Genomic DNA, 22,389 nt, shown 5'->3' on the forward strand with positions numbered 1-22,389 from the left:
GAAGACAAGAAAAGACAAATATAATCTTGAAAGATAAAAAAATAACAAACTATAAATAAAGTTAGAGGGATGATAAAAAATGGGGAAGAAAATTGTTATAGTTGGTGGAGTAGCTGGAGGAGCATCTGTTGCAGCTAGATCCAGAAGACTAGATGAAAGTAATGAAATAGTGATGTTTGAAAGAGGGCCACACGTTTCTTTTTCAAATTGTTGTTTACCATATCATTTAAGTGGCAAAGTAGAGGATCATGAAGATTTAGTGTTAATGAAACCTGAACAATTTTTTAATCAATATAGAATTGATGCGAGAGTTTTCACAGAAGTAGTATTTATAGACAGAGAAAATAAAGAAGTAACAGTTAGAAACGTTGTTACAGGAAAAGAATATAAGGAAAGCTATGATAAGTTAATCTTATCTCCAGGGGCTAAGCCTATAGTTCCACCTATTCCAGGCATAAATAATGCTGATATCTTTACTGTAAGAAATGTTGTTGATATAGCTAAGCTTAATACTTTTATAAAGGAAAAGAAGTGCAAGAATGTTTCTGTAATCGGTGGAGGGTTCATTGGAGTTGAAGTAGCTGAGAATTTAAAAGAATCTGGTTATAATGTATCTCTTATAGAAGCTATGGATCAAATAATGAAGCCATTTGATGCTGATATGGTACAAGTTTTACATAAAGAAATTTATGATAAGGGAATTAATTTAATTTTAGGGGATAAGGTTGAGGCCTTTGAAGGAAATAATGTTGTTTTAGCTTCAGGAAAGAGAATTGAATCTGATGCTATAGTTATGGCTATTGGAGTAGTTCCAGAAACTGATTTAGCTAGAGAAGCAGGACTAGAAATTGGAGTTACAGGAGCAATAAAAGTAAATCAAAACTACATGACTAATGATAAGGATATATATGCTGTTGGAGATGCAATAGAGGTATTCAGTGCATTAACTAGAACAGCTACAAAGCTTCCACTTGCAGGACCAGCACAAAAGCAAGCAAGAGCAGTAGCAAATCATATTCATGGTATACCAGTTAGAAACACAGGATTCATTGGGTCATCATGTATTAAAGTGTTTGATTACAACGGAGCTTCAACTGGTTTAACAGAAGGTCAAATTAAAGCTCAAAAATTAGATATTAATTATGATATAGTGAGAGTTATACCTCAAGATAAGGTTGGGTTAATGCCAGAAAGTGAACCGCTTCACTTCAAACTTATATTTGAAGTACCAACAGGTAGAATTTTAGGAGCACAAGCAATAGGTAAGGGAAATGTAGATAAGAGAGTTGATATTATAGCAACTTTAATTAAGTTCAATGGTACAGTTGAAGATTTAGCGGATTTAGAACTTTGCTACGCACCACCATTTGGAACTGCAAAGGATGTAGTTAATCATGCAGCCTTAGTAGCATCAAACATCCTACAAGGAACTTTTAAACAAGTATATGTTCAAAATATAAGAGAATTAGTAGAATCTGGTGCATTCATAGTTGATGTTAGAGAAAAAGATGAATATGAATTAAGTCATATTGTTGGAGCTAAAAATATTCCTTTAAGTGAAATAAGAGATAGATTAGATGAAATTCCAAGGGATAAAAAGGTTTATTTACATTGTAGAAGTGCTCAAAGAAGCTATAATGCTTGCTTAGCATTAGGACACTTAGGATTTGATAATATATATAATGTTTCGGGTGGATTTATGGGAATAAGCTTCTATGAATATTTCCATGATCAAGTAACAGATAGAGAAAAGATAGTTACAGATTATAACTTTGACTAAGTTTATTATAAAGGATAGTTATTACTATCCTTTGAAATATAAAAATAATGATTGATAATTAACAAACAAAAACTAATGATTTTAGGGGGAAGAAAATGAAAAAAGGACAAGTTTTTATTGGGCTAGGTGTATTAGCAGCAGTTACTGCATTTGGTGCAATACAGTATAAGGAAAATAGTAAATTAGCTTTATTTCTATTAACAGGTTTATTACTAGGTTATGTTTTACAAAGAAGTAGATTCGGATTCGCCGGTGGAGTTAGAAAGATTGCTATGACTGGTGATGGAAAATTATCAAAGGCATTATTATTCTTATTTGCTATAACAACAATAGGAGCTGCTGGTATACATTATGGAGCTTTTTCTAAAGGTGCAGAAGCAGCATTTAGAGCAGCTGAGGGAGTTGCAACAATTCCAGGTACAGGAAGCGTATCTGCAATTAATTTAGCATTCATAATTGGTGGTTTACTATTTGGTATTGGTATGATTATAGGTGGAGGATGTGCATCTGGTACATTATCTGATACAGGTGAAGGTTCTGTAAGAGGTATTATAGTATTGTTCTTCTTCTGTATAGGTGGTATGCTTGGAACATGGCATTTACCAAAGTTAAAGAAGACTTTCCTTTTTGAAAATGGATATACACTTTATTTACCAGATAAGTTTGGATACATAGGAGCAGTAGTTGTTTCATTACTTTTATTAACTGTATTATATGCAATTGTTAAAACTTATGAAAATAAGAGAAAAAATGCTGGAACTCAAGTTTTAGAAGTGATTCCAGAGGATGAAAGACCAATGGAAGAAGCTAAAGTATATAAGTTCTTTAGTAAAGAAACTTACCACAAATTCTTTGTAGAAAGATGGTCATTCTATGTTTCAGCAGTATTAATTGGAATATTATTCTTATTTATAATAAATACATCAGGTTCAAGTTGGGGAGCATCAGGTCCTTACACTCATTGGGGAGTTGCGTTATTTAGTAAGTTAGGAATTGATTTCTCTGCTATTGATGGATTTGCAGGAAGTGTTAAGGTTGTTAATGGTGGAATATTAAATGATCCAGTTTCAGTTAGAAATATAGGTATTATATTAGGAGCATTAATCTGCATGCTATTAGCTGGAAAGTGGAAGTTCTATGTAAACTTTAAAGCTAAAGATACAGTATTCTATGCTTTAGCAGGTATATTAATGGGATATGGAGCTAAATTAGCAGGTGGATGCAACGTTGGAGCATTATTCTCAGGTATTGCTAACATGTCATTATCAGGATGGGTATTCCTTGTTATGTTAGTAATTGGAGGATTAATAGGTATACAAATAGTTAAGAAGTTTGATATACCAGCTTAATATTTAAATTAATAAGGCAGAGCAAGGAAACTTGTTCCTGCCTTTTAGTGCTATATAACATAAGATAATTCAGTGTTGGAGGAAGAGTAAGTGAAGAGAAGTCTTGGGAAATTTGATATTTTTGCAATTGTACTTGGAGCAATTATTGGATGGGGATCCTTTATGCTGCCTGGAACAAAGTTTTTAAAAGAGGCTGGAGTAATTAATACAGCTTTAGGGCTTATTCTAGGAGCCATTTGTATAATATTAATTGAAAAAAATTATGCTGTTATGATAAATTCACAAGATGAAGAGGGAGGAGAATTTTCTTACACATATAATAATATGGGAAAGAAGCATGGTTTTATAGTAGGATGGTTTTTAATATTAGCTTATCTTAGCTTGATTCCATTAAATGCTACTGCATTTCCTTTAGTAGTCAAAAAGTTAATAGGTCCAGTATTTGAAGTAGGGTATTTGTATACTATTGCTGGATATGATGTATATTTAGGAGAAATCATATTATCTACATTTATTATTTGTTTATTTGCTTATGTAAATATAAAAGGAATAGGTGGAACTAGTAAAATTCAAAACATAATAATAATAGCATTGATATCAAGTATTTCTATAGTATTTATTGGAATGGTACTTAAAAGTGATAAGATAACCTTTATGAATAACTATATATCTAATTATCAATTCGATTTAGGGGGAATAGCTAAGGTATTTTCAATAACACCCTTTGCTTTTATAGGATTTGATGCTATACCACAGCTATCAAAAGAGTTTAAATTTTCTAAAAAGAAAGCTTCATTTGTAGCCATAGTATCATTATTAATTGGAACTTTAATATATAATCTTTTAAATATAATTACTGCATTAGCATTTTCGCCATCAGAAGCTGTTGCATTAGATTGGGCAGCTGGTAGCGCTGTTATACAAGTTCTTGGTAAGTGGGCTTTCTTTCTACTTATAATAGCTTTATGTGCAGCTGTATGGGGAGGGATAAATGGATTTATGGTTTGTAGTTCTAAACTTTTAGGATCTATTGCTAATTATGGATTAGTTCCATCATCTATAGGCAATATAAATAATAATGGAGTGTTTAGTAACTCTGTTAAGTTTGTAACAATTGTTAGCTTGATTGCACCTTGGTTTGGTAGAGAGGTAATAATCTGGATAGTGGATATGTCATCTTTAGGAGCCGCTATTGCATATTTTTATGTATCATATATTTCAATTAAAAAGGTTAAAACTAAATGCGGTAAATTAATAGGATGTATTGGGGTATTAGTTAGTATTTTGTTTATGTTACTTTTATTATTGCCAATATCTCCAGCTGCTTTAGGAATTGAACCTATGGTTGCTTTAATAATGTGGTCTTGTTTAGGGATTATATTTTATAGAGTAAAAATAGGAAAAAAAGAATAGATAAATTTAAAAAATTACAATCATGTATCAAATTAAAGTTAAATTGATACATGATTGTAATTTTTTTTAAACTATATATTAAATTTTATTATATATACTAAGTAAGTGAGAGAACTAATAAGATATGTGGGTGAGAAAAATGATAAAGAAGTACAAAAGAGTGGTCATATTATGTACAATTTTCCTATTGTTAATTAGTAGGTTTGTAAAAACCTCATATGTATCCAGTAGAGAATCTGTAAGTGGTGAACTAGAGCATGGAGTACATATGTTAAAGGAATTAGAGGAGAAAGACGTTTCAAAGATACAAACAAAAATTGATAATATGCATAGAGAAGAGGAACTAAAAAAGAGAAGAGAAGAAATTAAAAAAATGGTAGGAGAGAAGAAAATAGACTATAAAATTATTTTTAAAAGAGATATTTTTTGGGGTGATTCTATTGTTGAAGCATTATCAGAATATGAATATTTAAATAATTATTCAGTAGTAGCAAAGAAGGGGAAGGATGTTTTAAAAGCTAGAGAAGATATAAATACCATAATAAAATTATCTCCAGAAAGATTATTTATTCTTTTAGGGATGAATGATTTGTTAGTTTTTGAAGACTTAAGTTTATTTATTGATAATTATAAAGTGCTTATTGATAAAGTAAAAGAAGGAAGTCCTAATACAAAAATATATATAAATTCTATCTTGCCTGTAATAGACAAGGTTAGTTCTAAAAATCCTTTGTATAAAAAAGAGAGAATTATAGAAGCTAATAAAAGATTAAATGAACTAGCTATTAATGAAGGAGCTACATTTGTTGATATAAGGTACATAATTGAAGAAAATAAAATGTTGTATGAACCAGATGGAATTCATGTAAAAAGCTCATTTTATCCAAAGTGGCTTAATGAATTGATTAAATATAACTTAGAAGGTGAATAAATTGAGGAAGCTGTCTTTTCTTATGATTGTATTAGCTATGTTCACTATAAGTGGATGTACTAAAAGTTATAAGAATATTACCACAGATGAAATATCTAATAATATTTTGCATGAAGATGAAAAATTACAAAAATCAGGTAAAAAGATGTTAAAAAGACTTTATGGTTTAAATAGTGATGATTATGAGGAAGTTTCATTAGGTATTTCTAAATCTACCATGGAAGTTAATGAATTTTTGATTATAAAAGTAAAAGATAAAAATCAAATAGAATCTATAGAAAGTGCAATGGAACAAAGAGTTAGTAATCAATTAAATAATTTTGGTGGATACTCCCCAGAGCAGACAAAAATCATAGAAGATTATGAATTAATAGCAAGAGATAAATTTGTATTTTTATGTATTGGAGAAAATGCAGAAAATAATAAACAAATATTTATAGAAAGTATAAAAGTTTAGAAAGAGGGGACAAGATGGTATTTAGTAGTATTATTTTTATGTTTACATTTTTGCCTATTATTTTAGTTACATATTATCTGTCTCCTAGAAAATTAAGAAACTTTATTTTACTATTAGGAAGTTTAGTTTTTTATGCTTGGGGAGAACCAGTATATATAATTTTGATGATATTAACAATAGTTATTAATTATGTTTTAGCTTTATTAATTAAAAAACAAAAAGGGAGAAGAAAAAAGTGTATATTTATATTAACTTTGGTTCTTAATGTTGGGATGCTTGGAGTCTTCAAGTATTATGATTTTATAGTAGGGAATATAAATAGTATTTTTTCTTTAGATATACAATATAACAATCTATCATTACCTATTGGTATATCCTTTTATACATTTCAAACTATATCATACATAGTAGATGTTTATTTAAATAAAGTAGAAGTTCAGAAAAACATAATATCATTTGCTACATATATTTCAATGTTTCCTCAGTTAGTAGCAGGTCCTATAGTAAAATATACTGATATAAATGATAAGCTTGAAAAAAGAAAAGAATCAATAGATGAATTTGGATATGGTGTTGAGAGATTCATTACAGGACTTGGGAAAAAAGTTTTGTTAGCCAATAATATAGGATACTTATGGAGTGTAATTAGTGTATTGGATATTAATAATATTTCTGTAGCTACATCATGGATAGGGATAGCTGCGTATACATTTCAAATATATTTTGATTTTAGTGGTTATTCAGACATGGCAATTGGTTTAGGGCATATGTTTGGTTTTACATTTAAAGAGAATTTTAAATATCCATATATAGCAAGAAGTGTTACTGAGTTTTGGAGAAGATGGCATATATCATTAAGTACATGGTTTAAAGAATATATATATATTCCCTTTGGAGGAAATAGAGAAGGAATAAAAAAACAGTGTAGAAATTTAATGATAGTTTGGACATTGACTGGGTTATGGCATGGAGCAAGTTATAACTTTATTATTTGGGGAATGTACTATGGTGTAATTTTGATTATAGAAAAGTTCATTATAGGAAGATATATTAAAAACTTGCCAACTATATTTAGAAGAATATATACACTTGTTATAGTTATGGTTGGATGGGTATTCTTTGGTATGAATACATTATATGAAGCTCTAAATTATTTAAAAGTTATGTTTTTTATATCCAGTAATTCAATAATTGATGATACAGCTTTATATTACTTAAGTACTAATATAATATTATTCATTATATTAATAATGGCTTCAACACCAATTCCAGCATATATAGTAAAAAAGGTAAAGTCTTACAATTCGATAATATGCTATACAATGATAGGAACTGTAAATGTGCTTATTCTTATAATAGCTACTGCATATTTATTAAGCTCAACATACAATCCATTTATATATTTTAGATTTTAAATATGCTTGGAGTGAAATTAATGAGAAAGAAATATAGAAATGTCTTAGTTATAGTTTTCGTAATATTTATCTTTGGATTCTTTATTATTAATATATTTAGTAAAGACAAGGAGCTTTCTAACTTAGAAAATAGGTCATTGGCTAAAATGCCTACTTTTAAAATAGATAGACTAATTGAAGGTAGATATACAAAAAATTATGAGAAGTATAAAAACGATCAGTTTTTTATGAGAGATACATTTATAAAACTGAAGAGTGAGATTGATGTTTTATTAGGGAAAAAAGAGAATAACAATATATACTTGTGTTCAGATGGTTTTTTAATTGAAAAATTTCTAGAGCCTAATAAAGAAAGCTTAGAGAAGAATATTAGGGCTATAAATGAATTCTCTAACAAGCATTCAGAGATAAAAATAAATTTTATGATGATTCCTAATGCTATTAGTATATATAATGAAAAACTACCTAGATATGTATCTGAATCTAAGCAGAGAGAGTATATAAATAACTTTTCTAATAAGTTAGATAGAAATATTTCATTTATAAATCCATACAACTACTTTATAGAAAATAAGGAAGAAGAAATTTTTTATAGAACAGATCATCATTGGACAACTAAGGGGGCTTACTATGGATACCTAGCACTTTGTGATAAGATGAACTTAAAGAAGAATGAAGAGAGTTATTACGATATTGAACTAGTATCAAATGATTTTAAAGGTACTTTATATTCACGTAGTTTATTTGATATTAATAAAGAGGATGAGATAAAAGTATATATTCCTAAAAATAAAGATGATGAAGTTGTAGTGAACCAATTAGAAGAAAAGAAAGTAATTCCATCATTATATGATAGTTTAAAGCTTGGTACCAATGATAAATATGGAGTATTTCTTGGAGGTAATAAGCCTATAATTAAAATTCAAACTACAGCTAAATATAATAAAAAATTACTTTTAATTAAAGATTCTTATGCAAATAGTATAGTTCAGTTCTTAACTCCTTATTTTGAAGAAATCGTAATGGTAGATCCAAGATATTATTATGGAGATATTGAGGAATTAATTAAAGAAGAGAAGTTCAGTGAAGTTTTATTTCTATATAATGCAAATACTTTTTTTCAAGATAATTCGTTATATGGAGTATTAGAAAATTATTAAAAAGTACAAATAGTATAAAAATGCAAACTTAAAGTATGATTTTTATTAAATCATACTTTTTTCACTAAGCATAACTGTACATAAAACATAACATAAATAGCAATTAAAATAGATTCATTATGTTTATATAATAATACTATACAGAAAACAAATTTCTGTATGGGAGGTAATATTTTTGAAAAAGGTTAAAATTAGAAAAGCAAAAAAACAAGACGTAGACACGGTAGCTCACCTGATATACTATACAGAAGTGAATCCTCATGATGTATGAGGTGGAGATTCTAAGCAGGAGTGTTTAGAAAATTTAAAAGAACTTATAAAAGATGAAGAATCAAGATATAGTTTGAATTATATTATGGTTGCAGAGATGGATGAAAAAGTACTAGGAGCAATTGTTCTAATACCTTATGATGAATTAGATAGATTAAGTCTAGAAACTGAGTTTAAGCAATTTAAGAGAGTAGATGGATTATTAGATAAACTATATTTTATATTTAATGATTTTAAGTATATATTCTTAAGGGAATGTAGAAGAGGGGACCTTTATATAGCAAACATAGCTACTTCTAAAGAAGCAAGGGGTCTTGGAATCGGAAAGAAATTGATGAAATATGCAGAACAGGTTGCAAAGAAAGAAGAGTATGAAGGTATATCACTTTTAGCCAAGGATGAAAATGTAACTAAGTTCTACGAAAAGCTAGATTACAATAAAGTTTTTGATAAGGTTCTTTTTGGTGAGAGAATAATAAAAATGGTTAAATGTATTTAAAAGAAAGTTGTACTTGTTATAAAAATAAGTACAACTTTTTTTATATATTAAATAATAAGGGAATAAAAATATTTGGATTAATTATAGATAAAAAAATTAAAATTATCATAATATCTTCCTACTTTGAAATGAGAAATATATATACAAAAGCAATAAGTAAAAAAACAAAAATAATATTTAAGGATGTGCTTATTTGAACGTAATTTAGAAAGTAAGCAATATAGTTAAGTATTATTGCTAATATTCCAATGAAAGAAAGAATTCTTGATGCTTTTTTAAAATCTAAGTTCATAGTTAGACCCCCTTAAATATTGTGTATTAATATAATAAATTTTAGTTTGGAAATTGTTAGAAAACAATGGTTTTGGTATAAAAGTATAAAAATTGAACACAAAATTCTAAAAAACTAAATTTGAAATATAATTTTACAGTAATTTGTAAAATAAGTAAAAATTAAATATAATAATGTTGGAGGGAAGAAAATGAGGATTTTAATTGTAGAAGATGATGTTGTTCAGAGAAAAAATTTAATAAAAATAATAGAAAATAATTTTAAAAATGTACAAGTTCTATATTCCGATACTATAAAAGAGAGTCTCTTTTTGTTGAAAGAAGGAAAATTTGATTTATTCTTGTTAGATATAAAACTTAAGGATGGGTCTGGTATAGAGCTTGCAGAGAAAATAAGGAAAATTAAAGGATATGAATTAACAGGAATTATATTTTTAACTACTGAAAAGCAATTAATATTAGATGCTTTTAAAAAAACGCATTGTTATGAATTCATTGTGAAGCCTTATGAAAGTAAAGATGTTGTAGATATAATAAATATCTTTAATGAAAATATAAAAATGGATAATAAAAAAGTAGATGAATTTTTACTTATTACCTTAGAGAATAAGGTGAAATATAAATTGAGAATTAAGGATATTATTTTTATAGAGTATTTATCAAGAAGATGTGTAATAAATACAACAAAGGGAGTACTTACTACAAGAGAATATACTTTAAATAAAATTAGTACTTTAATTAATTGTGAAAATATAGTTCAAACTCATAAGTCTTTCTTAGTTAATTACACTTATATTCAAAAAATAGAAAAAGAATATTATAAACTTTGGAAAATTTATTTTGATAGAATAAATGATGTAGCATTGTTATCGCTAAATTATAAGAATAATTTAATGGAATTATTAGGAGAGTATAATGTGGATTAATTTGTTTATACAATTCATTTCTTTGGGGATTATTTACAATATAGTATCTAAAAGAAGAAGTATTAGAGATTATATTGTAATAGTAATTATATCTTTGATTTTTTCAACTATAGGTAGCAACATGAATATATGGATTTTTTTTATTAATTTTATGTATGGACTAGTTTTATCATTAGTTAATAAAGAAAAAGTAATTGATAATCAAATAAAGCTATTTATGGCCTTTATAAGCTTAGTAGTTGCAGAAAGTATATTAACAATAATGTATCAATTTTTAAAGATTAATATTACCGCTAGTAATATAATAATATCTCAAAGCGTTATCAATATATTAGTAATATTACTTATATATTTTTTTAACAAAGAAATGACTATCAATTTTATAGATATAATAAAGAAGAATATAAAAATATTTATTATGGTTATTTTACAGTGTTTTATGATTTTCTTTTTATTTCAATATATAAATACAACAACATGGTTAACTAGTATGGAAAAAGTACTAATATTACTTTCAATATTAAGCTTTGTTTTACTGGTGATATTTTTATCTGTTGATATATTTAAGCAATTTAAGAAGACAGAAGAGGATAAATTAAGGTCAAGATATAATGAAGTTCTTGAAGAGTATTTTGAAAAAATGAGAGCAGATTCACATGAGTATAAAAATCATCTTAATGCTATATATGGAGTATTGCAGGTTGGTGATTATGATCAGATAAAGGATTTAGTTAAGGGGTATATTCAAAATGTATCAAATGAGGATCACTTAATAGAATTATCAAAGATAAATAATCAACTAATAAGGGCATTAATCTATAGTAAAATATCATACGCAACTTCAATAGGAATTAATTTTAAGTATTACATAAAAAGTAGTTTGAAAGATATAAATGTTTCTGATTCAGAACTTGTTATTATTATTTCAAACCTTTTAAATAATGCTATAGAGGCAAGCTCCGGAAGTGACGATAAATATGTAGAACTAACTTTGAGTAAAAAAAATAATAAATATGATATAATGGTTAAAAATTCAGTTAATAATGGTTATTTCATAAATGTTTCAGAAATGTTTAACTATGGGTATTCTAGCAAAGGAGATGAAAGAGGAGTTGGACTATATAATGTTAAGAACATAGTTCAGAATAATGGAGGAGAAATATTAATAGATATTGATGAAGATATTTTTACTATAGAAATAAAAATTTCATAAGGTATACATAATTAGTCTAGATATAGAAATTCAAGTTTTGTGCTTGGGTTTCTTTTTATTTTATATGTGATATAATATGCTATTAGAAAATACATAGATAAGGTGTGTAGTTATGGAAGATTTAAAAAAATCAATTGAAGAAATGATAAAAGAAGAATTAATTAAAATAGTTATAAGCAATAAACTTAATAAAGAGGTTAAATACAATAAGATTACTTTTCTATTAAAGGAAAATAAAAAAGAAAAGTATTATCAAATAGAGCAATATACAGATAAACAAGTATTTCATGAAAATATAAAATTTGATGAAATATCTTCAAAACTTTTAGAGTGCATTGAAGGAAAGTATAAACAGGTTTCTGCATGGTCAAATGATACAACATTTGATATGAAGATATCTAAAAAAGGTAAGATATTCTTAGGTAAAAAGAAGAGTAATAATGAAAAGCTAGCTAATAAAAGTCACAACAGAGAGAAAAATTATATCTTAAAAGAAGGTATGATAATTGAACCTCTTATAGACTTAGGCGTATTTACTAAAGAAGGAAAAGTAGTTAATGCTAAGTATGATAAATATAAGCAAATAAATAGATTTGTAGAGATAATAGATGATGAAATAAAGAAAAATGATTATAAAGAACTTACTATATTAGACTTTGGATGTGGAAAATCCTATTTAACTTTTGTACTTTATTATTACTTTGTAGAAATAAAGAAAATCAATGTAAAGATGATTGGACTAGATTTAAAGGAAGATGTAATTAAGAAGTGTAATGATATAGCTAAAAGATACAAATATGATAATTTACATTTTGAACTTGGAGATATAAATGGCTTTAAGTATAACAACAAGGTGGATATGGTTATAACATTACATGCATGTGATACTGCAACAGATTATGCTTTGTATAATGCAATAAAGTGGAATAGTAAGATGATATTTTCTGTTCCATGTTGTCAACATGAATTTAATAAACAGATGAAATCAGATGAGTTTTCTATATTAACTAAGTATGGAATAATTCAAGAAAGAATGGCAGCTCTTATGACTGATTCTGTTAGGGCAAATCTTTTAGAGGTAATGGGGTACAAAACACAGTTGTTAGAATTTATTGATATAGCACATTCTCCAAAAAATATATTAATTAGGGCATCTAAGGGGAAAATATCTCTTGATAAGAAGAAAGCGGCTTTAGATGAGATAAATAGATTAAATAAAGAATTTAATTTTAATCCAACATTATATAAGTTGTTGGAAAGTGACTTGGAAAACTTGAAATAGCACCATAAATATTTACTGTTATTACATAAAAAAATATATATTTAGGAAATTAATTTTTTTTATTGCCATAGTTCTCTTTGTACTTTGAAGAAAGTAGTGAGAGTGATATTGTGAAAACTCCTAGGTTTACTAGGAGTTTTCATTGACTTTCAAACTAGTGACTACTATAATAACTACTTGTAGGTAGTTACTAAAGTAGTTACTAGTTAGGGGGGTAAAAAGTGTTAGCAGAAAAATTAATCTTACATGAGAAACGAGAAGAAGGAATAAAAGAAGGGTTAAGGGCGGCAGCTCCATTAATTATAGGATACATACCAATAGCCATGGCCTTTGGTATTTTAGGAAAAACTGCAGGAATAACATTTAGTGAGACAGTAATGTTTTCAGCCTTTGTATCAGCAGGTGCAAGTCAATTTATGGCTTTAAATCTATTTATGGCAGGGGCAGGGCTACTACAAATTATATTAACTACGTTTTTGGTAAACTCTAGACATTTTTTAATGAGTGCATCTCTTTCAAGAAAGGTTAATGATAAGCTTCAAAAGTGGACACCTTTTGTGGCTTTTGCAATGACAGATGAAATATTTTCAATTGCCTCTTTTAAGAAAGAGGAATTAACTCCTAAATTTATGTTAGGATTTGAAGGATCAACATATTTAGTATGGGTTTTAGCTACAGCTGGAGGATTTTTATTAGGTGAAGTTTTACCGCCAGTGGTTCAAGATAGTATGGGAATAGCTTTATATGCAATGTTTATAGGTATACTAATACCAGAAGGAAAAAAGAGTAGAAAATTATTAGGACTAGCTATTTTAGCTGGAATTTTAAATACAATATTATCTTCAATTTCTTTTTTACCAGCAGGATGGAGTGTTATTATTTCAATAATATCAATATCAGCTTTAGGAGCATTTACGAAAGAGGAGGTTCAAAGTTAATGAGTAAAGTTATTATTTTAATATTTGGAATGATGATAGTAACTTATCTGCCAAGACTTATTCCGTTTTTAATGGGAAATCAAAAGGAACTTCCAGAAAAGTTTAATAAGTTTTTGTCATATATTCCAGCAACAGCTCTTGGTGCACTTATTTTACCAGGGGTTTTTAACGCTACACCAGATAAACCAGTAGCAGGAATAGTAGGAATTTTATTTGCTATTGGATATTCATGGTACAAAGGTGGTATAATATTACCAGTAATAGGAGCAATATTATCTACTTTTATTGTATTAGTGGCGTTTTAACGTAGGAGGGAACATGGGAGATAATTCATCAGTAATTCAAGAAATGAAGTCTTTAGGATTAAGTGAGTATGAAGTTAAGGCATATTTAAGTCTTTTAGAAAAGAATCCTCTAAATGGATACAGCTTAAGTAAGGAATCAGGCATACCAAGGTCAAGAATTTATGAAGTTTTAGATATGCTAAAAACTAAAGGAATGGTATTTGAGCAAAGTGATGAAAAGACTACAATTTACTATCCATTAGAGCCAAAGCTTTTAATTTCAAAACTTGAAAAGAATTTTACTCAAACCTTAAGTAGTGTTGATAAATATGTTAATAGTATTTATAACAAGAAGGAGCAAAAAAATACTCTTACTATTTTAGAGGGAAGAGAGAAGATTATTGAGGCGTTAAATTTATTGCTTTCTCATGCTAAAAAGAGAATAGCTCTTTCAATATGGGAAGAGGAAGTAAAAGAAATTGAAGATGAGTTAATTAAAGCAAAAGAAAGAGGAGTAATTATTAAGGGGATATACTTTGGAACAAGTAATGCTTTTAATGAACTTACGCCTCATAGAGATATAGAAACCTATTTGCAAGAAAAAAAGGAAAGATATATGACTGTTACTATTGATGGAGAACACGCTTTGTATGGCGTAATCTCAAGAGGGGAAGATAGTAGAGTTACTTGGACTCAAGATGAAAGCTTAATTGATGTAAGTGAAGATTACATATGTCATGATCTGATGGTTAATGAATATTTCTATCAGCTTAATGAAAAAAAACAAGGTGGGTATGAGAACTTCATGAATGAAGTTAGAAAAGATTATTTTGGATATAGTGATATCTAAATATAAAAAGGGGGCAAAAAATGATATCAAAAAAGATGAATGAACTTGTAAAAAATAGCTCTGTAATAAGAGCAATGTTTGAAGAAGGCAAAAGGTTAGCAGCTATATATGGTGAAGAAAATGTTTTTGATTATAGCATTGGTAATCCTAATGTAGAACCACCACAAGAAATAAAGGATGCAATTGTTCAGATACTAAATGAAGAATCACCTAATCTTGTACATGGATATATGAATAACTCAGGTTATGAAGACGTACGAGAGGAAATTGCTCAATTCATAAACAAGAAAAATAATATGAATTTATCTTGTGAAAACATAGTTATGACTTGTGGTGCAGCTGGTGGCTTAAATGTTATATTAAAAACATTATTAAATCCAGGTGATGAAGTTGTAGTTCTTGCACCATACTTTGGGGAGTATGGAAATTATGTAGCTAATTTTGATGGTAAACTTGTTGTTGTACCAGCTGAAACTAAGACATTTCAACCTAATATTCAAGGATTGAAAGAAGCTATAACGCCTAGAACTAAGGCGGTAATAATAAATACTCCTAATAATCCAACAGGGGTTGTTTATTCAGATGAGTCATTAAAGAGAATGGCTAAGGTTTTAGAGGAAAAGGAAGAGGAATTTGGAATTAGTATTTATCTTATTTCTGATGAACCATACAAAGAGATAGTATATGATGGAGTAGAGGTACCATATGTACTTAAGTATTATAAAAATTCCTTCATAGGTTATTCCTATAGTAAATCATTATCTCTTCCAGGAGAGAGAATTGGGTATATTGTAGTAAATAGTGTAATGGATGATTTTAATGATGTAATTGCATCATTAAATGTAGCAAATAGAATATTAGGATTTGTTAATGCACCATCCCTATTTCAAAGAGTAATAGGAAAAACATTAGGCGCAGAAGTAGATGTTAATATATATAAGAAGAATAGGGATTTATTATATAATCATTTGATAGGTTTAGGGTTTGAATGTATAAAGCCAGAGGGAGCATTTTATTTATTCCCTAAAGCATTAATTGAAGATGATAAGAAGTTTGCAGAAGAAGCAAAGAAATTTAATTTGCTTATAGTTCCAGGGGCATCATTTGGATGTCCAGGTTATTTTAGGCTTTCTTATTGTATTGGATATGATAAGATTGAAAAATCTTTGGAGGCCTTTAGTAAGCTGGCGAAGCAGTTTGCTTGATGAATAATAATTTATAAGTAAGTATTTATCATTAACAACAAAAGTAATTTTAAAATTCAATGTTATAGCTAATAAAGACAATTAATAATTATAAAAAGTTAAATTTAGCATAGTTGAAAAGACCAATGGTTTATTATCATAGGTCTTTTTTTCATTAAAGATACTTTTGCAAGTTAAAGATTATAACAGTTTAAAAAATAGATTTTATAAATATTTTGATGGATTACATTATATGGTAAAATAATCCTAGGTGATTACATTAGGAGGAAATAGTATGCATTTAAAATATTCTAATAATTTAAGTGATTTTTTAGAAGGAGATAAAATTCTTGAAAGTAAATTTAAATTTTTTGGATATAAATCTAGAGTAACTCTTATTAGCATTATATATGCATTTTGTTTTATTAGGAGTCTTGTTGTTTACAATATATATCTTAAATTAATTTTTGCGTCCATAATCATAATTTCTTGGATTTTATTTTTAAAAGCGTATAAATATGAATATTTTAGAGATAGGGAAGAATATTATTTAAGTACTCCAGATATATTTAAAGAAATTAACTTATATATTAATGAAACAAATCTTGTAGTTGAAATTAGCCATGCAAGTTTAAGTGTTGAAATTAGTGATATATCTAAGGTTATTGAAAGTAAGAGTAGAATAATAGTTTTGAGTGATAAATATAAGGCATTTGTTATAGCCATAATACCTAAATATATTTTTAAAGAAAATGAGAAAGAGTTATTTATAAAAAAGATTGGAGCGAATAAGGTTATATACAGGAATATATAGAATATAAAATGGAGGATATATATGGAGTTTGAATTTAATAATACGCTTCGTGAGTTATTAGAATTACGATTAAATACTATAAAAAAGAGAAAATTAAGAACAAGTAATATTTTATATTTTACAATTGCAGCTATATTTATAGTTGGTGTTTTATGGGAAGTTATTGTAAATAGGAATGATAGTACTATTATTATTATTTTGGGCATATTCCTTGTTATTTTATATTTTGTTTTTAAGATGGTTATAAAAGTAAGAAATATATCTCTTATTCAATATATAATTGAGCAAGATAGCCATTTAGTTTCAAATAAACTTGTAAAATTTGATGAGGATAAAATAACTATACGACAGGATGGTAAAGAAGAAATAATCTTTATAGAAGATATAACTAAAATCATAGAAAACAGATTAAGTTTGTGTATTTATGTACGTAGCAATGGTGATAAAAATAAAGATTATGTTGGATTAATAATTCCATTAAATATTTTAAATAGTGAAGAAAAAATAAAAATATGTAATAAAATAAAGAGTGTAAAGTAAAATGAAATTAAAATTGATATGGAAAAAAGAGGGGATTATAAAAGTGAAAAAAGTAATGCTACTACTGTTTTTATTAATTTCTACTATATTCGTTGGTTGTAGCGGAAGCAATAGAGAGGACAATACTAAGGGGAATATAATAAGTGATAATTTTTACATGGTTGAAGAAATAAGTAATAATTTTCTGGATAAAAACATCTCTGATTTTAAGATTGAGGGAGTAACAGAGGATAAACTAAAACAAGAATTAAATAAACCAAGATATAGCATTACTTATAACAAGAAAAAAGATGGTAAAGAAATATTAAACGGTAAAATATTAATATACATGATAAAAGATGAGTCAACAGCAGTATATATAGACATTAAGAATAATGAGGCAAATAAATATTATATTGGAGAATGTAATGGCCTAGATCTTGAAAAAGTTAAGCAAATAGTAGACGAACTAAATAAATGAAATATAAAAATGATAATTAAATCATCATTCATCGAATCTACTTGACTAAATTCTCCATATATTAGATAATTAGTATAACAAAATTATAGGATAAAGATAGTGATAAGGAAGAGTATATAAGTTAAGTCTTTTAGAGAGCTAGGGGGAGGTGGAACCTAGTAGATTACTTTATAGAAAGCAGCCTTTGAATCGCGTATTGAGAACTAAGATTAATTCTTAATGTAGATACAGACGTGTCCCTTACGTTATAGAGGAGAGGATAAGAAATTATCCTTACTGAGTGAGTAAAAATATTTTACTTATTAGGGTGGTACCGCGAATTTTAGCTTCGTCCCTTATTTGGGATTGGAGCTTTTTTTATTCTTTAGAAAATTATAGGAGGTATAAGTATGGAGGAAATTTTAGAGATATTAGAACAAAATAGTAGATATACTGATGAGCAGATAGCATTAATGGTTGGAAAAACAGTAGAAGAGGTTAGAGAAGCCATTAGAGATTACGAAGAAAAGAATATAATAGCTGGGTATACAACTCTTATAAATTGGGAAAATACAGGGAAGGAAACAGTAACAGCTCTTATTGAAGTAAAAATAACACCTCAAAGAGATGTTGGATTTGATAAGGTAGCTGAAAGAATATATAAGTTTGATCAGGTTAAGGCATGTTATTTAATGTCCTCAGGAGGCTTTGATTTAACAGTAATAGTGGAAGGAAAAACAATGAAAGAGGTAGCATTATTTGTTTCAGAAAAGCTTGCATGCCAAGAAGCTGTTACAGGTACTGCAACACACTTTGTTTTAAAGAAGTACAAAGATCATGGGACAATATTTAAAGAGAAGAAGATTCAAGATAGGGAGGCTATATTTGTATAATGTTAGAAAATATGATTAGAGATGATGTAAAGAATATGCCACCATCTGGCATTAGAAAATATTTTGATTTGATAAATGAGATGGAAGATGTTATTTCATTGGGAGTTGGAGAACCTGATTTTATAACACCTTGGAATGTGAGAGAAGCAGGAATATACTCTTTAGAGCAAGGTCATACTCATTATTCTTCTAATGCAGGCTTTATAGAACTAAGAGAAGAAATAGCAAACTATTTAAATAGAAGATTTGACTTAACTTATGACCCTAAAAATGAAATTATAGTAACTGTTGGTGGTAGTGAAGGAATTGATATAGCTTTAAGAGCATTAGTTGAAACAGGAGATGAAGTTATTGTGCCAGAACCAAGCTTTGTAGCTTATAAAGGGTGTACTGCTTTTACTGGTGCTACTTCCAAGGTTATAAATTTAAAAGCAGAAAATAATTTTAAACTTACAGCTGAAGAGCTTGAAGAAGCAATAACAGATAAAACTAAAGTTGTTATAATTCCATTTCCTAATAATCCAACTGGGGCAATAATGACTAGAGAGGATTTGCAACCTATAGTTGATGTCTTAAAGGATAAAGATATAATAATCCTTTCAGATGAAATTTATGCAGAATTAACTTATGGGGAAAATCATGTTTCTATAGCAAGTTTTCCAGAAGTTAGAGATAAAACTATAGTTATAAGTGGATTTTCAAAGGCATATGCAATGACTGGATGGAGATTAGGTTATATTTGTGGACATCCTATTTTAATAGATGCTATGAAGAAGATTCATCAATATGCATTAATGTGTTCTCCTACTACTGCACAATATGCAGCAATTGAAGCCTTGAAAAATGGGGATGAAAGCGTAGGAAAGATGGTAAGGGAATATAATAGAAGAAGAAGAGTATTATTAGATGGATTTAGGAAACTTGGATTAGAATGTTTTGAACCACATGGTGCGTTCTATATGTTCCCTTGTATAAAATCTACAGGAATGACTTCTGATGAATTCTGTGAAAAACTACTTATGAGTGAAAAAGTATTAGCAGTTCCAGGTAATGCATTTGGAGATTGTGGTGAAGGATTTATTAGGACATGCTATGCTTCCTCTATGGATAATATTATTGAAGCATTAAAGAGAATAGAAAGATTTTTAGAAAAACAAAGAAAATAAAGGCAAAGGCTATATTAAAATAAGATTTATTTTAATATAGCCTTTTTTAAATTATAGTGCCATCGCAGAACTCCAAAAGCAAGTTTTGAAATCTGTGGCATGGTTAAAAAAAGAGACAAGATCCTGGGGGGAACTTGTCTTAAATAAGGTTTTAATTTATGAATTAATTTAGCTAATTTTATTATATGGTATTTTGATGAAAATGATAGTCATCGTTTTTATCCTAAATAGTGTTAATTTTTTGCATACTACTTTGATTATATATGGAAAAAGGAGCTTTGAAAAAAAGCTCCTTTAAATTACCCTAATAGTAAAGAAACTATAAGGATTAATGTAAATGTCCAATGTAGGTTGTTTGTATATGGAATTCCAAGTTTTTGGAATGTAGTAACAGCTCTAAGTGCTTTAACAGCAAGAGGAAGAGTTATAAATACAACTAGTGTATGCAGAGGGTATAGTCCATTAAAAACAAATAATAGGGATAATACATAAACTCCATAAATAAGTGATCTATATAAAATTGAACTAAATCTGCTTCCAAGTCTAACGCTTAATGTTCCTAGGCTTAGTTTAGTATCTCTTTGAAAGTCTCTCATTTCATTACTAATCATTAATGCTGGTATTATTAATGATGCTGGTAAAGCTATTAATATAGGATATACATTTAAGCTTTGGCTAAATGGAAAATATGCACCAAGAACCATTAGTGGACCCATTAATATAAATGAAAGGGGTACTCCTAATCCTTTAGTTTTATATACAAAAGGTTCTCCTGTATAGGCATAAGCTCCTATTATTCCAACAAGTCCAATCCAAAGCATCCTTATATCTGTAAGATATATAAGAGCTAGTCCAATTAATGCTGCACCAGCAAAACATGCCATAGCAAGTAAGAATACATAAATGTCGAAGTAAGTTCTTTCTACACCTAAAAATTTTCTCTTTCTTCCTGAAGGTCTATAATATCTAAAGTCACCTTCAAAATAATCATTAACAAGGTTGGCTCCACCTTGAGCAAGTATTCCGGCTATAGTAATTATAGTAATAAGGAAAATGTTATATCCTAAAGAATAATTTTTCATAGAACCATCCAAATATGCTGCTATTATTCCAAGGGTTGTGGAACCAACAGCTAAGGTTAAAGATAATGGTCTAAATGCTATCCAACTATCTTTTATAAATTTCTTTAAGTAATCTTTCGTTAAATTTTTCATAATAATTCATCCTATCTCTTTAAAATAACTAATACATTATTACATATAATTTGACAAATTTAAAGAGTAAATGTTTAAATTTCCTTGAATTATTAAATATACTTAAATATAATGGTAAATGGATTAAAAAGTTTGTAGGAGGATTAACAAATGAAAAACTTAAAAGGGTGGATAGTATTGCTTCTTATAGCAGTATTTTCTTTAACTGCTATAGGGTGTACAAGTAAGGATGATCCATCAAAAGAAAGTGAAGAAAATAGAACCTTAAAAATAGGGTTAATGCCAGCAGTAGATACTGCACCAATATTAATAGCAGAAAAAAATGGCTACTTTAAAGATGCTGGAATCAATGTGGAGATAGAAATTTATTCTAATGCTCAAAATAGACAAAGTGCACTTCAAAGTTACCAAATAGATGGTGCTATGACAGATTTTATTGCAGTTGCTACAAATGTTGATGGCGGATTTGATATAAAAGCTACTACTATGACAGATGGTATGTTTCCTGTTCTTTCAAAGGGAGATGTATCTGGCAAAAAGGATATTAAGGTTGGAATGATGGAAGTAAGTGTATCAAACTATCTTATAGATAAGTGGCTTGGTAAGGACCATAATATAGAAAAAGTATTTATAAATGAAATACCAGCAAGACTTGCAGCTATACAAAGCGGTGAATTAGATATGGGGTTATTCCCAGAGCCAGTTGCTTCAAACGGAGAGTTGAAAGGATTAAAGAAAAATTTATATGGTATGGATGATGAGTTCTCACCAGATTGTTTGGTATTTACAGGAAAAGCAATAGCTGAAAAAGAAAAGGCTATAAAGGCTTTCCATGAAGCTTATAATAAGGCCGTTGATGAGATAAATAAAAACCCTCAAATAGCAAGAGATATTCTTGTAGAAAAAATACCAAATACTAGTCCAGAAGTTAAGGATATTATGGTATTACCAACATACAAGAAGGCAGCTATTCCAAGCGATGAGTACTTACAAAGTATTATTGATTGGACATCAAAGACTTTAAATAAAGATTTAACTGTAAAACCAGAAGCTTTATTAGAAGGAAAGTTTGTAAAATAGA

The 22,389-nt window shown here is 28.1% G+C and carries 22 protein-coding genes and 1 other annotated feature; of the genes, 21 read left to right on the plus strand and 1 reads right to left on the minus strand.

Annotated features, from left to right (window positions below; genetic code table 11):
• The first annotated feature begins 79 nt into the window (after nt 1–79).
• From KIB46_RS00105 to KIB46_RS00200, 20 genes are all read left to right on the plus strand, one after another.
• On the plus strand, nt 80–1,780 hold the full coding sequence (locus tag KIB46_RS00105) for an FAD-dependent oxidoreductase (RefSeq protein WP_156559558.1): 1,701 nt from the start codon (nt 80–82) through the stop codon (nt 1,778–1,780).
• A gap of 95 nt (nt 1,781–1,875) precedes the next feature.
• Entirely contained in the window at nt 1,876–3,129 is a 1,254-nt protein-coding gene (locus tag KIB46_RS00110; RefSeq protein WP_156559560.1) for a YeeE/YedE family protein, read from the plus strand.
• 90 nt (nt 3,130–3,219) lie between these two features.
• Entirely contained in the window at nt 3,220–4,542 is a 1,323-nt protein-coding gene (locus tag KIB46_RS00115) for an APC family permease (protein ID WP_291669840.1), read from the plus strand.
• Between the two features lie 139 nt (nt 4,543–4,681).
• Nucleotides 4,682–5,473 carry a GDSL-type esterase/lipase family protein gene (locus tag KIB46_RS00120; protein ID WP_291669841.1) on the plus strand — a complete coding sequence of 264 codons (792 nt, stop codon included), beginning with the start codon at nt 4,682–4,684 and terminating at the stop codon, nt 5,471–5,473.
• Between the two features lie 22 nt (nt 5,474–5,495).
• Entirely contained in the window at nt 5,496–5,930 is a 435-nt protein-coding gene (locus tag KIB46_RS00125; protein WP_291669843.1) for a DUF4358 domain-containing protein, read from the plus strand.
• 14 nt (nt 5,931–5,944) lie between these two features.
• Nucleotides 5,945–7,345: an MBOAT family O-acyltransferase gene (locus KIB46_RS00130; RefSeq protein WP_291669845.1), complete on the plus strand. Its 1,401-nt coding sequence runs from the start codon at nt 5,945–5,947 to the stop codon at nt 7,343–7,345.
• Nucleotides 7,346–7,365: 20 nt separating this feature from the next.
• Nucleotides 7,366–8,505 carry a DHHW family protein gene (locus KIB46_RS00135; protein WP_291669847.1) on the plus strand — a complete coding sequence of 380 codons (1,140 nt, stop codon included), beginning with the start codon at nt 7,366–7,368 and terminating at the stop codon, nt 8,503–8,505.
• 343 nt (nt 8,506–8,848) lie between these two features.
• Entirely contained in the window at nt 8,849–9,274 is a 426-nt protein-coding gene (locus KIB46_RS00140; protein WP_291681226.1) for a GNAT family N-acetyltransferase, read from the plus strand.
• A 482-nt stretch (nt 9,275–9,756) separates the two neighbouring features.
• Nucleotides 9,757–10,491 carry a LytTR family DNA-binding domain-containing protein gene (locus KIB46_RS00145; RefSeq protein ID WP_156559572.1) on the plus strand — a complete coding sequence of 245 codons (735 nt, stop codon included), beginning with the start codon at nt 9,757–9,759 and terminating at the stop codon, nt 10,489–10,491.
• Nucleotides 10,481–11,704 carry a GHKL domain-containing protein gene (locus KIB46_RS00150; RefSeq protein WP_291669850.1) on the plus strand — a complete coding sequence of 408 codons (1,224 nt, stop codon included), beginning with the start codon at nt 10,481–10,483 and terminating at the stop codon, nt 11,702–11,704. The genes KIB46_RS00145 and KIB46_RS00150 overlap by 11 nt, the downstream gene beginning before the upstream one ends.
• A 112-nt stretch (nt 11,705–11,816) precedes the next feature.
• Nucleotides 11,817–12,986, plus strand: coding sequence for an SAM-dependent methyltransferase (locus KIB46_RS00155; protein ID WP_156559576.1), 1,170 nt, complete (start codon nt 11,817–11,819; stop codon nt 12,984–12,986).
• Nucleotides 12,987–13,207: 221 nt separating this feature from the next.
• Nucleotides 13,208–13,924: an AzlC family ABC transporter permease gene (locus tag KIB46_RS00160; protein WP_156559578.1), complete on the plus strand. Its 717-nt coding sequence runs from the start codon at nt 13,208–13,210 to the stop codon at nt 13,922–13,924.
• Nucleotides 13,924–14,229 carry an AzlD domain-containing protein gene (locus tag KIB46_RS00165; protein WP_156559580.1) on the plus strand — a complete coding sequence of 102 codons (306 nt, stop codon included), beginning with the start codon at nt 13,924–13,926 and terminating at the stop codon, nt 14,227–14,229. Before KIB46_RS00160 ends, KIB46_RS00165 begins: the two co-directional genes overlap by 1 nt.
• A gap of 13 nt (nt 14,230–14,242) precedes the next feature.
• Complete coding sequence (locus KIB46_RS00170) at nt 14,243–15,058, plus strand: helix-turn-helix domain-containing protein (protein ID WP_291669853.1); 816 nt, start codon at nt 14,243–14,245, stop codon at nt 15,056–15,058.
• Between the two features lie 20 nt (nt 15,059–15,078).
• A complete protein-coding gene (locus tag KIB46_RS00175) occupies nt 15,079–16,263 on the plus strand; it encodes a pyridoxal phosphate-dependent aminotransferase (RefSeq protein WP_291669855.1) in 1,185 nt (394 codons plus the stop codon).
• 274 nt (nt 16,264–16,537) lie between these two features.
• Complete coding sequence (locus tag KIB46_RS00180; protein WP_156559585.1) at nt 16,538–17,056, plus strand: hypothetical protein; 519 nt, start codon at nt 16,538–16,540, stop codon at nt 17,054–17,056.
• A 21-nt stretch (nt 17,057–17,077) separates the two neighbouring features.
• Nucleotides 17,078–17,596: a YcxB family protein gene (locus tag KIB46_RS00185; protein ID WP_291669859.1), complete on the plus strand. Its 519-nt coding sequence runs from the start codon at nt 17,078–17,080 to the stop codon at nt 17,594–17,596.
• A gap of 43 nt (nt 17,597–17,639) precedes the next feature.
• A complete protein-coding gene (locus KIB46_RS00190) occupies nt 17,640–18,056 on the plus strand; it encodes a hypothetical protein (RefSeq protein ID WP_156559589.1) in 417 nt (138 codons plus the stop codon).
• A gap of 90 nt (nt 18,057–18,146) precedes the next feature.
• Nucleotides 18,147–18,395: a binding site (T-box leader), on the plus strand.
• A 50-nt stretch (nt 18,396–18,445) separates the two neighbouring features.
• Nucleotides 18,446–18,928 (plus strand): Lrp/AsnC family transcriptional regulator, encoded by a 483-nt coding sequence (locus KIB46_RS00195; protein ID WP_049177851.1) that lies wholly within the window; start codon nt 18,446–18,448, stop codon nt 18,926–18,928.
• A complete protein-coding gene (locus KIB46_RS00200; RefSeq protein WP_291670002.1) occupies nt 18,925–20,094 on the plus strand; it encodes an aminotransferase class I/II-fold pyridoxal phosphate-dependent enzyme in 1,170 nt (389 codons plus the stop codon). The genes KIB46_RS00195 and KIB46_RS00200 overlap by 4 nt, the downstream gene beginning before the upstream one ends.
• A 299-nt stretch (nt 20,095–20,393) precedes the next feature.
• Here KIB46_RS00200 and KIB46_RS00205 read toward each other — a convergent pair whose 3' ends face one another.
• Entirely contained in the window at nt 20,394–21,308 is a 915-nt protein-coding gene (locus KIB46_RS00205) for a prenyltransferase (RefSeq protein ID WP_156559593.1), read from the minus strand.
• A 150-nt stretch (nt 21,309–21,458) separates the two neighbouring features.
• Here KIB46_RS00205 and KIB46_RS00210 point away from each other — a divergent pair, with 150 nt between their 5' ends.
• Nucleotides 21,459–22,388 (plus strand): ABC transporter substrate-binding protein, encoded by a 930-nt coding sequence (locus KIB46_RS00210; protein WP_156559595.1) that lies wholly within the window; start codon nt 21,459–21,461, stop codon nt 22,386–22,388.
• Nucleotide 22,389 lies beyond the last annotated feature (1 nt).

It is taken from the genome of Clostridium sp., from assembly GCF_018372875.1.
Taxonomy (GTDB): domain Bacteria; phylum Bacillota; class Clostridia; order Clostridiales; family Clostridiaceae; genus Clostridium.

Bases quoted from the DNA above. Each gene is read 5' to 3' on its own strand.
- KIB46_RS00105 (WP_156559558.1), top strand. From the start codon at position 80: ATGGGGAAGAAAATTGTTATAGTTGGTGGAGTAGCTGGAGGAGCATCT.
- KIB46_RS00110 (WP_156559560.1), top strand. From the start codon at position 1,876: ATGAAAAAAGGACAAGTTTTTATTGGGCTAGGTGTATTAGCAGCAGTT.
- KIB46_RS00120 (WP_291669841.1), top strand. From the start codon at position 4,682: ATGATAAAGAAGTACAAAAGAGTGGTCATATTATGTACAATTTTCCTA.
- KIB46_RS00125 (WP_291669843.1), top strand. From the start codon at position 5,496: ATGATTGTATTAGCTATGTTCACTATAAGTGGATGTACTAAAAGTTAT.
- KIB46_RS00130 (WP_291669845.1), top strand. From the start codon at position 5,945: ATGGTATTTAGTAGTATTATTTTTATGTTTACATTTTTGCCTATTATT.
- KIB46_RS00135 (WP_291669847.1), top strand. From the start codon at position 7,366: ATGAGAAAGAAATATAGAAATGTCTTAGTTATAGTTTTCGTAATATTT.
- KIB46_RS00145 (WP_156559572.1), top strand. From the start codon at position 9,757: ATGAGGATTTTAATTGTAGAAGATGATGTTGTTCAGAGAAAAAATTTA.
- KIB46_RS00150 (WP_291669850.1), top strand. From the start codon at position 10,481: ATGTGGATTAATTTGTTTATACAATTCATTTCTTTGGGGATTATTTAC.
- KIB46_RS00155 (WP_156559576.1), top strand. From the start codon at position 11,817: ATGGAAGATTTAAAAAAATCAATTGAAGAAATGATAAAAGAAGAATTA.
- KIB46_RS00165 (WP_156559580.1), top strand. From the start codon at position 13,924: ATGAGTAAAGTTATTATTTTAATATTTGGAATGATGATAGTAACTTAT.
- KIB46_RS00170 (WP_291669853.1), top strand. From the start codon at position 14,243: ATGGGAGATAATTCATCAGTAATTCAAGAAATGAAGTCTTTAGGATTA.
- KIB46_RS00175 (WP_291669855.1), top strand. From the start codon at position 15,079: ATGATATCAAAAAAGATGAATGAACTTGTAAAAAATAGCTCTGTAATA.
- KIB46_RS00180 (WP_156559585.1), top strand. From the start codon at position 16,538: ATGCATTTAAAATATTCTAATAATTTAAGTGATTTTTTAGAAGGAGAT.
- KIB46_RS00185 (WP_291669859.1), top strand. From the start codon at position 17,078: ATGGAGTTTGAATTTAATAATACGCTTCGTGAGTTATTAGAATTACGA.
- KIB46_RS00195 (WP_049177851.1), top strand. From the start codon at position 18,446: ATGGAGGAAATTTTAGAGATATTAGAACAAAATAGTAGATATACTGAT.
- KIB46_RS00205 (WP_156559593.1), bottom strand. From the start codon at position 21,308: ATGAAAAATTTAACGAAAGATTACTTAAAGAAATTTATAAAAGATAGT.
- KIB46_RS00210 (WP_156559595.1), top strand. From the start codon at position 21,459: ATGAAAAACTTAAAAGGGTGGATAGTATTGCTTCTTATAGCAGTATTT.